This is a genomic window from Paraburkholderia sp. A1RI-2L, from assembly GCF_048957375.1.
Classification (GTDB): Bacteria; Pseudomonadota; Gammaproteobacteria; order Burkholderiales; family Burkholderiaceae; genus Paraburkholderia.
In genome coordinates, this window is the sequence record NZ_JARBTA010000005.1 from 1 (window position 1) to 12885 (window position 12885).

13 protein-coding genes are annotated in these 12885 nt (G+C 63.6%); 8 read left to right on the plus strand and 5 right to left on the minus strand.

Annotated features, from left to right (window positions below; genetic code table 11):
• The first annotated feature begins 229 nt into the window (after positions 1–229).
• The 8 genes from PWP93_RS32715 to PWP93_RS32750 all read left to right on the plus strand — a co-directional run bounded on the left by PWP93_RS32715 (position 230) and on the right by PWP93_RS32750 (position 6506).
• A complete protein-coding gene (locus tag PWP93_RS32715; protein WP_421047733.1) occupies positions 230–418 on the plus strand; it encodes a hypothetical protein in 189 nt (62 codons plus the stop codon).
• Between the two features lie 198 nt (positions 419–616).
• Positions 617–1162, plus strand: coding sequence for a hypothetical protein (locus tag PWP93_RS32720; protein WP_421047734.1), 546 nt, complete (start codon positions 617–619; stop codon positions 1160–1162).
• Positions 1163–1497: 335 nt separating this feature from the next.
• Entirely contained in the window at positions 1498–1815 is a 318-nt protein-coding gene (locus tag PWP93_RS32725; RefSeq protein ID WP_421047735.1) for a hypothetical protein, read from the plus strand.
• A gap of 111 nt (positions 1816–1926) precedes the next feature.
• The gene (locus PWP93_RS32730) at positions 1927–3192 is read left to right on the plus strand and encodes a leucine-rich repeat domain-containing protein (protein ID WP_421047736.1); all 1266 of its coding nucleotides are present in this window, start codon (positions 1927–1929) and stop codon (positions 3190–3192) included.
• A 145-nt stretch (positions 3193–3337) separates the two neighbouring features.
• Positions 3338–4330 (plus strand): D-alanyl-D-alanine carboxypeptidase family protein, encoded by a 993-nt coding sequence (locus PWP93_RS32735; RefSeq protein WP_421047737.1) that lies wholly within the window; start codon positions 3338–3340, stop codon positions 4328–4330.
• A 304-nt stretch (positions 4331–4634) separates the two neighbouring features.
• Complete coding sequence (locus tag PWP93_RS32740; protein WP_421025884.1) at positions 4635–5294, plus strand: carbonic anhydrase; 660 nt, start codon at positions 4635–4637, stop codon at positions 5292–5294.
• Positions 5295–5642: 348 nt separating this feature from the next.
• Positions 5643–6083 carry an Hsp20/alpha crystallin family protein gene (locus PWP93_RS32745; RefSeq protein ID WP_421025883.1) on the plus strand — a complete coding sequence of 147 codons (441 nt, stop codon included), beginning with the start codon at positions 5643–5645 and terminating at the stop codon, positions 6081–6083.
• Between the two features lie 15 nt (positions 6084–6098).
• Positions 6099–6506 carry an Hsp20/alpha crystallin family protein gene (locus PWP93_RS32750; RefSeq protein WP_421047738.1) on the plus strand — a complete coding sequence of 136 codons (408 nt, stop codon included), beginning with the start codon at positions 6099–6101 and terminating at the stop codon, positions 6504–6506.
• 213 nt (positions 6507–6719) lie between these two features.
• Here the strand turns inward: PWP93_RS32750 and PWP93_RS32755 are convergent, their stop codons facing one another.
• From PWP93_RS32755 to PWP93_RS32775, 5 genes are all read right to left on the minus strand, one after another.
• On the minus strand, positions 6720–7931 hold the full coding sequence (locus tag PWP93_RS32755; RefSeq protein ID WP_421047739.1) for a class I SAM-dependent methyltransferase: 1212 nt from the start codon (positions 7929–7931) through the stop codon (positions 6720–6722).
• A complete protein-coding gene (locus PWP93_RS32760) occupies positions 7928–8764 on the minus strand; it encodes a DUF1365 domain-containing protein (RefSeq protein ID WP_421047740.1) in 837 nt (278 codons plus the stop codon). The genes PWP93_RS32755 and PWP93_RS32760 overlap by 4 nt, the downstream gene beginning before the upstream one ends.
• Complete coding sequence (locus PWP93_RS32765; protein ID WP_421047741.1) at positions 8761–10020, minus strand: NAD(P)/FAD-dependent oxidoreductase; 1260 nt, start codon at positions 10018–10020, stop codon at positions 8761–8763. The genes PWP93_RS32760 and PWP93_RS32765 overlap by 4 nt, the downstream gene beginning before the upstream one ends.
• Before the next feature lie 318 nt (positions 10021–10338).
• On the minus strand, positions 10339–11094 hold the full coding sequence (locus tag PWP93_RS32770) for a GntR family transcriptional regulator (RefSeq protein ID WP_421047742.1): 756 nt from the start codon (positions 11092–11094) through the stop codon (positions 10339–10341).
• 1 nt (position 11095) lies between these two features.
• Positions 11096–12781 carry a sigma 54-interacting transcriptional regulator gene (locus tag PWP93_RS32775; RefSeq protein ID WP_421047743.1) on the minus strand — a complete coding sequence of 562 codons (1686 nt, stop codon included), beginning with the start codon at positions 12779–12781 and terminating at the stop codon, positions 11096–11098.
• Positions 12782–12885 lie beyond the last annotated feature (104 nt).

Here is a 12885-nt window from a genome sequence, read left to right on the forward strand (position 1 = left end):
ATTCCCGGGGTAGTTTTTGGGGTGGATCGCAGGCTATGAAGCGAGATGCCGGCCGGTGTCCCAACCGAGACCTCGATCCGCACAGCGAAGTCGGGTATGAAGCCTGTCATGCGATGGTGACGGGGTGCGCAGAAATTGGAGACGTAACTCTGACATGGAAAAACCAGCCTGACCCGTTGCCCGGCACCCTGCTAGACTACAAATTCCCCCGAAAACCATGGAGGGAAACATGAGAACCATATACGTGGTGAAGACCGGTAAACAGTTCCTCTGCTGCGCAGAGGACGGCGACATTGGCATGGCGCCGGAGATCGAAGGGGCCAAGTCCTTTACTTCGTATGAGGCCGCGGAAAAGGCAGCGAGCGAAAACGCCGACCCCGGATACGAAATTGTGGCCGTCAGCGTGGCGACACACTGACGCTGTTCCGCATCTGCTTACTGGAAATCACCATCTTCCAGCACGGAGTTCGCCCGCCCCCCACTCGCGCAACCACGAGCAGGAAATCGGCGGGCGTATCCCAATCGACGCAAAAGCGATCGTGCGCGTGCAGACGCTGATCGTTTCATGCCGTCCTGCCGCATTCGCCCTAGAATCAATACGAGGGGGCGAGGAGACATGAATCGCGAAGTGGTCACTGGGCTACTGTGCGGCGCACTACTCGCCGGTTGCGTGTCAGCCGGTGTCGAGGTGAGGCCAGAACAGATGGCGAACTTCCGGCACGGCGTGACGACACTGCAAGACGTGACAGCCGCGCTCGGCCCGGCGTCCGTGGAGACCGCGCTGGACGACGGCTCGACGCTGCTCGTTTACACCTACGTGACATCGCGTCCACACCCGGAAAGCTACATTCCGTTCATCGGTTCGCTCGTCGCTGGCGCCGACACACACTCGTCAGCGGCCGTGTTTCTGTTCGATTCGCACGGATTCCTCAAGAGCGCGAACACCACGAGCTCGAACGTCGGCACGGGCATGACCGCCGCCCATACCGCGCAGCCCAGAGCACCGGCACCCGCCACAGAGGCGCCCGTTGTGATCAAAAGCGTCCCGTCTCCCGTCATTCAAAGCGAACAGCCGACGCCGGAGGAAGACGTCGCGCCCGCGGCGCAAGTGCCCAGCGAACCCCAACCGAAAATTGACGTTCAGCCGGCTCCTGTCGAATAGCGTCCGGGACCGCTGGTCTGCCACCAATGCGAAATCCGGTTGTGTCGTGTTACAGGCGAATTGGCGATTAGGTTCCCTAAATGACGAGAATCGCTTGCAGAACGAGAGAGTGAATTGTTCGGCTGCAGCCGAGACGACGCGATCTTCACACAACTGCTCCATTGGCCTTCGACCTTGACGCAGGCCTCATCAACGCGCCAGCTCTTGCCAGGTGCGAGGGCAGCATCGCCCCAGTATGGCGAGGCCAACCGCGAATCCTCGCAGAGGCAAGGCGGCGTCACGACACCGGCGTTACACTAGAGTGATTGTTCGGATCGCGGTGACAGGAGGAAACCATGACTGACCTCGGCCCGGAAAGCACGTTCAGGGGATTGCCTCTGAGTCCTGAACAGGATGCGGAAGTGAGGCACTACATCAAGGTGAAAACGCAGCATCACCTGCCATGGGATACCCCCGAATTGCGTGCGATGATCAGGGAGATGATCCGGCCCCCCGAGGTTGTCGACGAGGATTCGGAACTCGAGGCAGACGACGCGCGGGCGACCGCCGAGCGTGCCAAAGCTTCCATTGACGAGGCAATGGAACCGTTAGAGGCGAGCGAGGAATGGCACGCGGCCGTCGACTCGGAGAACATGAAGCACCCCAAGGGGTGAGGCAGGGGCCGGCACATGTGATCGTTGCGGCAGGATGGCGGAGGCTCGATGCAATCAGTGAGTAATCGACGCATGTATTAATGAGGCGATCCAGGACAAACGGAGACCACAGTGGCCAAATTCCCACCTTCCAACAACGAAACCACTGCGGAAGGCGCACGCACGTCGGTCTCGCGTCGTGCGAGGCTTTGGGTCATCTGCGGGGGCATTGGCTTTTTGCTCGCGAGCCTGTTGGTGGTGTTCAGCCCTTTTCGTGAAAAGCTGGATGAACGGGCCCTGAGCGACCTGGGATTTTTCGCGGGCGCGTGCGATGACTCCGGCGATTCAGCGCTGACCCGCGAATCCGGATGCCTGGCATTGCGGGCCAAGTCGACATTGACGACGTCTCAGCTCGCTGCCGCGGTTCCGCATTTGGCCAGGCTTCATCGCAAACTCGAGTTGAGTCTGGCGGACACCGCGGTTGACAGCATCGACTCGCTGAAAGACCTCGATGATGTGGAGTTGCTCGATCTCACGGGAACGCCAGTCTGGAACATCGACGCGCTAAAGGACATGCGCTCTCTGAAGAGCCTCGTGATACACCGCACCCAGGTCCAGAACATCGATGCGGTTAAAGAACTGACGAGTCTGCAAACGCTCAATCTCTGGGATACCCGCGTGGCGAATCTCGACGCGCTGAAGGACCTGACCGACCTGCGGCAACTCGATCTCCGCGATACGCAGGTTCGGGACCTCGATACGCTGACGAAGCTGCCTCGCCTGGAAGCACTGAAACTGGGTGGTGCGAGGAACGTCCGGAATATCAAGCCGCTCGGTCAGTTGACCACGTTGAAAATACTCGATTTGAATGAGACACAAGTCGAGCGCCTCGATCCCCTGAAGAATCTGCACGACCTGCAGGCGCTCTATCTCGCGAATACTCCCGTCAGCGACATCGATGTGCTGACGGACATGCCCGACCTGAAGACACTCGTGCTCGACGGCTCCAGGGTCGAGAATATCGACGCGTTGCGGGGATTGCTCCAGCTGGACACGCTTGTTCTTGCCCGCACGCAAGTCACGAATATCGACGCGCTGAAGGGCCTGACGAGCCTGCAAAGACTCAATCTCTCCGACACCAGCGTCGAAAACATCAATGCACTGAGCAATCTCAAGGGCCTTCGAACGCTCAATCTGTTTCGCACCAAGGTTCAGGACGTCGATGCGCTGAAGGGGCTGAAGGGCCTGCGAGAGCTCTATCTCGCCAACGCGCCGGTCAAGGACGTCGACGTACTGAAAGGGCTGACCGGGTTGCGGGAACTCGTTCTCTACGGCACCAAGGTCACAAATGCCGATGACCTCAAAACGGCGTTGCCCAACACCCGAATTGTTTGGTGACCACCCGGTTTGCGCCGCGCGCTGCAAAATTCTGTCCTCTTTCACACACTCATTTCGGCAACCAGCCACTACAGTTTAGTTGTTGGGAATCGTCCTGCACGTTGGACCTGCCATCGCTTGATTGCCGTCCCAGGGTGTGAATGCCATGAAACACTTCCTCGGCGCGCTAGTGCTCGCGTCTGCGCCTTTCGCCGCGTGGGCACAAACGCCTTTCCTCTATTCGCATAGCGCGATCGTCTACGACGTCGCGAGCGGCAAGGTCCTGCTGGAAAAGAACGCCGACGACGCCCAGCCGATTGCCTCGCTTACCAAGCTGATGACCGCAATGGTGGTGTTGGACAGCGCCCAGCCGCTGGGCGACACGGTGACCGTCGACGACAACGACATCGACCGGCTCAAGCATTCCGGGTCGCGCCTTCCGATTGGTGTGTCGCTGGAGCGCGCAGAGATGCTGCGGCTGGCGCTCATGGCGTCCGAGAATCGCGCGGCGTCTGCGTTGTCGCGTGCGTTTCCGGGCGGCCAGCCAGCGTTCATCCAGAAGATGAACGAAAAGGCGCGCGCGCTGCATATGGCCGATACGCACTTCGACGATCCAAGCGGGCTCTCGCCGGGCAATCTTTCGACGGCACGCGATGTCGTGAAGTTGGCGACCGCTGCGTCGCACTATCCATTGATCAGCGAATATACGACGCTTCCCCGTTACAAAGAGCAGATCGGCATGAGGACGCGGTTCTATCACAACACCGACCCGATTGTCCGCTCGGCCGATTGGGACGTGCTGGTTGCCAAGACCGGCTATATCCGCGAGGCGGGACGCTGCATCGTGGTCGATGCCAACCTGCCCGGCGGTCAGGTGACGATCGCGCTGCTCGGCTCGCAAACATCGTGGGGGCGCTCGGCGGACCTTGTCACGATACGCCGCTGGCTGAACGGCGACGAAACGCCGGTCGTCACGCCGCACTGGTACGCAGACGCGCGGCTGGATCATCGCCATTTGAGGCTCGCGCGTTCGTCTCGCGTCAACGTGCGGTTCGTATCGCACCGGAGCGCCTCAGCGTCTGGCGCGCACTGGCAGACCTTCCGGCACCATGCCGGCAAGCGCGAACACCGCACGGTCGTTGCCTCTTCGGCTCCATGATGCTTTGCGCCCGGGGGGGGGCAAGATACCCCAGTGTCCCCACCGAGACTTCAATCCGCAACGCCATGTCAAGCATGAAACCTGTCACGCGGTAGAGCAACTTGGTGTGAAATGGAAAGCACTCTCGGTTCTTGTCTGATAGGGCAGAATAAAAAATCGTGCTTTGCTCCATCCTCCGCATGACGTCTTGGGATGAATCTTCTCGCTCGGCCGACACTCGAAATCAACGATAAAATACGTCGCTCCAGCGCGACAGTGCATCGAACGGTCGTGCCAGCATTTGCATTCAAACCAGGAGGACGCCATGCGTGACATCATCGACGGTTTTCTGCGCTTTCAACGCGAGGTCTATCCGGAGCGCGTTGAGCTTTTCCGGCAGCTCGCAACGACGCAAAACCCGAAGGCGCTGTTCGTCACTTGCTCGGACAGCCGCGTTGTGCCGGAGCTGCTAACACAGCGCGAGCCGGGCGAACTTTTCGTGATCCGCAACGCGGGTAACATCGTGCCATCATATGGTCCTGAGCCAGGCGGTGTATCAGCTACCGTTGAGTATGCGGTCGCCGTTCTGGGCGTGCGGGACATCGTGATTTGCGGCCACTCTGACTGTGGCGCGATGGGCGCGATCTCTCGTTGCACGTGCCTGGATCACATGCCGGCGGTCGCGAACTGGCTACGTCATTCCGACGCCGCAAAGGTAATCAATGCAGCGCATCAGTTCGATACGCCCCGCGCCAAGCTCGACGGGCTGGTGCGTGAAAACGTGATCGCGCAGTTGGCAAACCTGCGCACCCATCCGTCGGTAGCGCTTGCGCTCGAACAGGGACGCATGAACCTGCATGGTTGGGTCTACGACATCGAAATGGGCAGGATCGATGCCCTTGACGGCGCGACACGGCGCTTTGTGTCGCTCGCCGACTCGCCGACTACCGTCGCGGTGGCTTCGAGCAAACGCGAGCAGGTGTGATACGAAACAGCGTGTCGTCCAGTTGGTGGCCCGGCGGCAGCCCGGCACGCCCGCGATAAATGTTTCGAGTTGCGGCGCACAAACCTTGTCCTTGGCGACGGTCGTCCCCGATCGTGACCTCATGGTTCCGCTGCGGACGCCAGCAAGCCGTCCATCATTTTCAAGGGCAAGTCGCCGTTTTCGGCTCTTGAAATTTTCGTAGCAATTCCTATCTTGGATTTCGCTCAGGCAGACGCGCGGGACCCGACGTCCCGTGCGCTGCGTGTTTCGATTTGTTTTGCCAGATGGCGGGCGAACTGGAGCGCGTAGGCCCGTTCGCCTCCATGCATCAATGAGGAGAACAGCATCATGAGCGATCTCTATTTCGGAACTGACCTCTTCAGCGAATTCGACCGGCTGCAGCGGCAGATGGCGAACCTCTTCGGTACTTTTCCCTCCAGTCTTCGGGCGAGCCGCCTCGGCGCATTTCCGCCCGTCAACATTGGCGCCACCGACGACTCGATTCAGATCGTCGCGTTTGCACCCGGCGTTAGTGCGGCGGAACTCGACGTATCGATCGACAAGGGGCTGCTGACCATCAGCGGTGAGCGCAAGCCGACTCAACTGGATGCCGGCGAGGACGCACGAGTTTATGCGCAGGAGCGCTTCACTGGCGCATTCCGTCGGGTCATCGAACTGCCGGAAAACGCAGACCCCGACAAGGTTCAGGCGCGCTACGAGAATGGTTGCCTGTCGATCGCCATCGGCAAGCGCGAATCGTCGAAGCCGCGTGCGATCACCGTCCAGTAATCCGGGAGGCCGAAAATGAGCGATACCACCGAACTGAGCAAGCGCGACCAGCCAGCGGTCACGCGCAGCGAACGCGGGGCCGCCGCGCGGCGGATGACGATTACGCCCGCTGTCGATATCTATGAGGGCACCCAGGGCGTCACGTTGTGGGCCGACCTGCCGGGCGTCACCCGCGACAAGCTCGATGTGCGGGTCCATGACAGCAGTCTCGTCATCGAGGCTGAGGCGGTTGTGCCGACACCGGCAAATCTGCGGCTGCAGCATGCCGAGGTCCGTGAGCCGCGCTTTGCGCGCACGTTCACACTCTCTCCGGACTTCGATACGTCGAAGATCGAGGCGAGTCTGCAGGACGGCGTACTGAAGCTCACGATCCCGCGCCGCGACGAGGCGCGCCCGCGGCGGATCGAAGTGCGCACCGGCTGAAGCCGACGCGCGGGCCATCGTTCGAGCGCAAGCGCTGGAGCTTGCCGTCGCATGGATCCAGCAATGCTCAGTCGTTTCGGACCGGTATGTTCGACGGACTTAGCTTCCAGTGGGCGATTGCCGAATGGACGCGAACACCCAAACGGCTCGTCGAATCCGCCCAGCGGGTGTTCCTCCCAGAGTTGGCCCACACGGGCCGGTCTCGATTGCATGTCAGTGTCCCTTCGTCACAACGAACTGCATCACGTCAGTGCGGCGCTCGGCAAAGGCTGCTTCGCAGTACGCGAGGTAGAGGCGCCAGGTGCGCACAAAGGTCTCGTCGAGACCTGGTGCGCAGATGGCATCGAGGCGCGATTCAAACGCATGCCGCCAGAGATTCAACGTATGCGCGTAATCGAGCCCGAACGAAAGCGATGGCTGTGCGACAAGTCCCGCTTTCGCGGCGGCGCGCGCGAATCGCTGGGGGCTGGGCAACATACCGCCCGGGAAAACGAATTCGCGGATGAAGTCGCTGGTCGCGCGATAGGCCGCGAAGCGGGTTTCGTCGATCGTGATGGTCTGCACAAGCGCACACGCACGGGGTGCGAGGCACTCGCGCAATGTGCGGAACCATGTGGACCACCAGGTTTCGCCGACGGCTTCGAACATTTCGATCGACACGACCGCGTCGTATTGGCCGCGCACGTCGCGGTAGTCGCGCAGTTCGATATGGGCGTGGCGCTCGAGTCCCTCGTTGCGGATGCGTTCGACGGCGAACGCGTGCTGGCTCGCAGAGATCGTCACGCCGTGCACGGCGATCCCAAGGCGCGCGGCATGCCGCGCGAAGCCGCCCCAGCCGCAACCGATCTCCAGTACGCGCATGCCGGGCCGCAGGCCGAGCGTATCGACGATGCGCTGATACTTCGCGCTCTGGGCTGCCTCGAGCGTGCGCGACATGTCGCCGTCGAACCACGCGCTGGAGTAGGTCCATGTTTGGTCGAGCCACTGTGCGTAGAACGCGTTGCCGATGTCGTAATGAGCGTGAATGTTGCGCCGGCTGCCCGCACGCGTGTTCATGCGAAGCCGGTGGCGCAGGTTGTACCAGAACTGGGGAATCCGGCCGCCGTGTACCGTGCGCGCGACCGCCGCTTCGTTGCGGATCGCGACTCGCAGCAGGGCGGTGAGATCGGGGGAATCGATCCATTGGGCACGGTACGCATCGGCGAGACCGATGTCGCCTGCGCGCAGGATGGCGCGGCAGGCTCGCCAGTCGAGCACGCGCAGCACCGCGCCCGGCTGCTGATGCGGGTCGCCGAAGACATAATGGGCGCCCCCCGGTGTCGCAAGCTCAAGATGGCCGACACGGATGCGTCGCAGCACGCCGAGAAAAAGCCGCGCATGAAACGGCAGTGCGACCGGAGTGGAGAGCGAATGCAGCAGGGTCATGAGCAAGTGTCCTCATCGTGACGCGGGGAATGCGTGATGGAGTGAGAAGTGGAAGTGCCCGACTCGCACGAGGGCGGCCGCGAGCCGTAAAACGGCACACGCTTGAGCCACAGCCGCAGTGCTTGCCAGTGGATTCGCGGGATGACGGCAACGATGGCTAGCGGTAGACGGATTAGCGCGCTCAGCACGCCTGTCCCTGTGAGCGGCTTTGCGCGTAGCCTGAGGGCAGTGCGCAAGAGCGGTCCGTCCGCATCGGCGTAGTCGATCGCGATGCGCTCGCCGTCCTGGCGCACCCGAAACTCGTACCGGCCCTTGACGTCGCAGAACGGCGAAACATGGAATGTCTTGCGGCATATGAGCAAGGTGTCGTCGCCGATGGGGCCGTGGCCGGGTGCGCTCAGCAGAGAGCCGTGGTGTCCGCCAAACGTATTGCGCACGTCGGCATAAAGCGCGCGCAATGCTCCGGTACGGTCATGACAGAACCAGAAGCTCACGGGGTTGAATGCGTAGCCGAATAAGCGTGGCATGGTCTGCAGCCAGATCGGGCCATCGGCGGGAATGTCCGCTTCGGCCAGTCGTTCGCGCATCCATGCTTCGAGCGGGCGGCCGTCGCGCGGACCATAGTCGCGCGTGGCAAGGCCCAGCGGCGCCCAGCGGTCTATGCGCAACCACCAGCGCTCGACCTGCGCGAGCCGTCCGAGATCACAGCGCACGTAGAACACGGAGTAGGCAAAGCGATGCGTGACGGGGCGCAGGCGTGCATGCGTCACGCGACCGGTGAGCAGGCTGGCCGCATGAGCGTGGCAGGTGTCCGGAAGCGCTTTCACTTTCACAGTACCGCCCACGCCGGCATCGAGTCGAATGCACGCGCGACGCGCAGCGCCGACTTCAGGCCGTCCTCGTGAAAGCCGTAACCGGTCCACGCGCCTGCGTACCATGTGCGGCGGCGTCCCTGCAAGGCGGGCAGGCGCTGCTGGGCGTCGACACAGGCCAGATCGAGCAGCGGATGTTCGTAGAGGTAGCGGCCGATCTCGTGCCCGGGAGCGGGCTCCGTAACCGGGTTCAGCGTCACGACCACCGGCGTGCGCAAGGGCAGATGCTGCAACTGGTTGAGCAGATAACTCACGCAGGTGGGCTGGCCGTTGTCTCGCTCATGCAGCGCGCGGCCGCCGAGGTAGTTCCAGGCGGACCACACGCGGCGGCGGCGCGGCAACAGCCGCGTGTCGGTGTGCAGCGTCGCGACGTTGCGCTGGTAGCGCACGGCGCCGAGCACGCCGCGTTCGGCCTCGTCGGCGTCGGCGAGCAGTCGCAGGCTCGTCGGCGCGTGGCTTGCCAGCACGATGGCGTCGAAGCGCTCGTGCCCGGCATCGTCGGTGACGACCGTGACGCCGCTGGCATCGCGCCGGACTGCTCGCACGGGCGTGTTGGTGCGCACGTCGTCGAGCACGGCGGCGATGCGCCGCACGTACTCGCGGCCGCCCCCGGCCACCGTCTTCCAGGGCGGCCGGCTGTTCACCTGCAGCAGGGCGTGGTTCAGACAGAAGCGCAGGAAGGTGGCGGCGGGAAAGCGCAAGATGTCATTTGCCGCGCTGGACCAGATAGCGGCGGCCATGGGCAGCAGGTAATGACGCTGGAATGGCGCTCCGTAGCGGCCCTCGAGAAGCAGTTCGCCAACTGAACAGCGATTGCGGCTCGCGCTGGCGAGATGCTGCTCGGCCGACGCGTTGAAGCGCAGGATGTCGCGCAGCATGCCGAGGAAGCTGGGGGAGAACAGGTTGCGCCGCTGCGCGAAGACCGTGTTGAGGTTGGTTCCGGCCCACTCGAGGCGGCCATTGTCCAGCGACACTGAAAACGACATGTCGGTACGATGGGCTTGCACGCCGAGTTCGTCGAAGAGTGCAACGAGGTTCGGATAGGTGCGATCGTTGAAGACGAGGAAACCGGTATCGACGGGGCAGCACATGCCGTCGAGTTCGACGTCGATCGTGTGTGTGTGGCCACCCAGATAGTCCGCAGCCTCGAAAAGCGTGACGCGGTGGCGGCGCGAGAGCAGGTAAGCGCTGGCGAGGCCGGCAATGCCGGCGCCCACGACGGCGATGCGCCGAGCAGCTCGTGCGCACGTAGCAGGCCGTCCGGGCGTTGTAGCAATATTTATTGACTCATCTAGAGTCGCCTGCCGCCATTTCCGAATCGCGCGTCCTTCGTCGTTGCCGGGCTCGCGCGCGAGGAAATGCTCGTCGAGATTGTCGCTTACGCATGCGTGCCGCCCCACGCAGCGGACTCGCCCTGATGCGGGCGGCCGGAGGAAAGTTCGTTACCCGAATCTTTACGAAGCTACTGGCGCGGTTCCGAGGCCAGGATTCGAACGGCTATCGCCCGGCGCCCGTGGCGTGATCGCGGCGTTGTCCTAAAACGGCAAGGCGCCTGGCGGCGCATTGCGCACCACCGTGAGCGTCGTGCCGATATGGTCTTCGAGCGCGAGTGCGGCGCGCGCATCCGCGCGGCGCATCGCGGCCTCGAACAGGCACGTGTGCTCCGCATGCACGTCGCGCTTCGAATCACCGAGCCCGATGCACACGCGCCGGTAGCGCTCGCTCTGCTGCGACAGCATGCGCAAGATCAGATAGGTCCACGACGACGCGGCCGCCGAGATCAGTGCTTCGTGAAAGCGCCGGTTACAGGCTTCCCACGCTGCCCGGTGCTCGATCGACACCGGCTGCTCCCACGCCGAGAGCATCTCGAAGCTTTGCCGCACGCGCTGCTCCCACGCGGCGTCCCCATATCGCACGGATTCGCGCAGCGCGTCGACTTCGATGTGAATGCGCAGCCGCGTGATCGCCTCCAGGTCCGCGACCGACATCGGCGTGACGCGAAATCCGCGCTGTCCTTCGGCGACCACGAGCGCATCGCTGACGAGCCGCGTCAGGGCCTCGCGCAACGTGGCGGCTCCCACGCCGTACACCGTCTTCAGATGCTCGACGCGCAGTTTCGCGCCCGGCGGGTAGTGCCCTTCGATGATGTGTTGCCGAAGCTGGTGGTAGGCGTGCTCGCTGAGGGTGCGTGCGTGCGGTTCGATCGCATCGTCGGCGGCCGGGTCGGTCGCGGGCAGCGCGTCGCCGCTCAACGGGGTGACTGATGCATGCGGGGGCAGGATGGTGTTCATGTCACACGTCCTCCTGGTCCTGATTGCGGTTGAGGCGATAGCTGAGTTGCGCGCGCGTCAGCCCAAGCAGGCGCGCGGCGGCCGACAGGTTGCCCTTCGCGCGGTCGACCGCTTCATGCAGCAGCGCCCGTTCGAGTCCTTCGAGGCCGCCGCCTTGCAACTGGTCGAGCAGGCTCGCGCAATCGATCGTCATCGCGGACGGCGGCCGGATCTGCCCCGCGTGGTCGACAGTGGCGCCGCCCGGCAGGCCGATGCCCGGGAACAGGTCCTTTGCGTCGACCGCGAGGTTGGGCCGCGACAGGATCACCGCGCGCTCGATCAGGTTCTCCAGCTCGCGCACGTTGCCCGGCCAGCGATAGCCGCACAGCGCGTGATACGCGTAGTCGGTCAGCGTCGGCGCCGGCTTGCCGTGCAGCGACGCGAAGCGCGCGAGCATCGCATCCGCGAGCAGCGCGATGTCGTCCTGGCGCTCGCGCAGCGGCGGGATCAGCACCGGGTAGACGTTGATCCGGTAGTAGAGATCGGCACGGAAGCTGCCGTCGCGCACCGCCTGTTCGAGATCGCGGTTGGTCGCCGCGACGACCCGCACGTCGACCTTCCGGCTTTGCGTCGCGCCGAGCCGTTCGACCTCGCCTTCCTGCAGCACGCGCAACAGTTTTGCCTGCACGTCGAGCGGCAGCTCGCCGATCTCGTCCAGGAATAGCGTGCCGCCGTCCGCGCGTTCGAAGCGTCCGGCACGTGCGGCCTGCGAGCCGGTAAACGCGCCTTTCTCCGCGCCGAACAGCTCGGATTCGATCAGCGCATGCGGGATCGCCGCGCAGTTGATCGCGACGAACGGCTTCGCGGCCCGCGGGCTGAGGCCGTGCAGCGCGCGCGCGAAGCGCTCCTTGCCGACGCCCGTTTCGCCCGTCAGCAGCACGGCGACCTTGGTCGGCGCGGCCGTTTCCAGCAGCGCGTAGGCCGCGCGGAATGCTTCGGAGCGGCCGACGAGCCGGGTCCGGTCGTCGTCGGGCGCGATCTCGAGGCGCAGCGATTCGACTTCGGTTTGCAGGTCGCGGATCGTCTTGATCAGCGAGTCGGCCTTGAACCAGGACGAGATTTCCTCCGCATCCGGCCACGCCTCGGCCGGCTTGCCGACGATCGCGCAATGCGGCGCGTGCATGCCGACGCAGGCCGTTTCCTTGAACAGGATCTGGCGGCCGAAGAACGCACTCGTGTACCCCGTGGCATAGCCGATCAGCATCCAGCACACGGGTTCGGGCTGCGGGCCGAACGTGCGGCGGTGCACGTCCGCTTCCCACGAATGTTCCCAGCGGTATTCGAAGTGGAACGTGCCTGTCGCCGGATCGGCGTCGAAGCGCACCGGCGTGACCTGCACCGCGCCTTCGAGCATGTGCAGCTGCGGGCCGACGTGGAACGTGTCGAACAGCGACGCGCCGCTGCGGATCTCGCGCGCGAGCGCCGCGTCGCGCTCGCCGGCCGCGAAGCCCACGCGCGTGAAGAAGCGCCGCGTTTGCGCCGGCCCGACGCTTTCCATCAGTTCCTGCCGCAGCGTGGCCAGCGCGCCGGTATGCAGCAGCACCATGCGCTGGCCGGCGAGCCAGATGCGGCCGTCGCTCGCTGAAAAGTGGATCAGCTTGCGCAGGTCGGCATCGGGCGGCAAAGGGGGCAGGCTGGACCGCGTCATGTCGTCTCCGTCTAAATATCTCGGGATTTTCTGGAAATTCGCTGCCGCTCGCATCACCCGGTGCGGATTTGATCATTTGAGCAAATGCGTCTTTCCGGGTTGCT

Excerpts from the sequence above, each read along its gene's own strand:
- PWP93_RS32720 (WP_421047734.1), top strand. The coding sequence starts at position 617 with ATGAATCGCGAAGTGGTCACTGGGCTACTGTGCGGCGCACTACTCGCC.
- PWP93_RS32775 (WP_421047743.1), bottom strand. The coding sequence starts at position 12,781 with ATGACGCGGTCCAGCCTGCCCCCTTTGCCGCCCGATGCCGACCTGCGC.
- PWP93_RS32715 (WP_421047733.1), top strand. The coding sequence starts at position 230 with ATGAGAACCATATACGTGGTGAAGACCGGTAAACAGTTCCTCTGCTGC.
- PWP93_RS32745 (WP_421025883.1), top strand. The coding sequence starts at position 5,643 with ATGAGCGATCTCTATTTCGGAACTGACCTCTTCAGCGAATTCGACCGG.
- PWP93_RS32735 (WP_421047737.1), top strand. The coding sequence starts at position 3,338 with ATGAAACACTTCCTCGGCGCGCTAGTGCTCGCGTCTGCGCCTTTCGCC.
- PWP93_RS32770 (WP_421047742.1), bottom strand. The coding sequence starts at position 11,094 with ATGAACACCATCCTGCCCCCGCATGCATCAGTCACCCCGTTGAGCGGC.
- PWP93_RS32750 (WP_421047738.1), top strand. The coding sequence starts at position 6,099 with ATGAGCGATACCACCGAACTGAGCAAGCGCGACCAGCCAGCGGTCACG.
- PWP93_RS32740 (WP_421025884.1), top strand. The coding sequence starts at position 4,635 with ATGCGTGACATCATCGACGGTTTTCTGCGCTTTCAACGCGAGGTCTAT.
- PWP93_RS32725 (WP_421047735.1), top strand. The coding sequence starts at position 1,498 with ATGACTGACCTCGGCCCGGAAAGCACGTTCAGGGGATTGCCTCTGAGT.
- PWP93_RS32755 (WP_421047739.1), bottom strand. The coding sequence starts at position 7,931 with ATGACCCTGCTGCATTCGCTCTCCACTCCGGTCGCACTGCCGTTTCAT.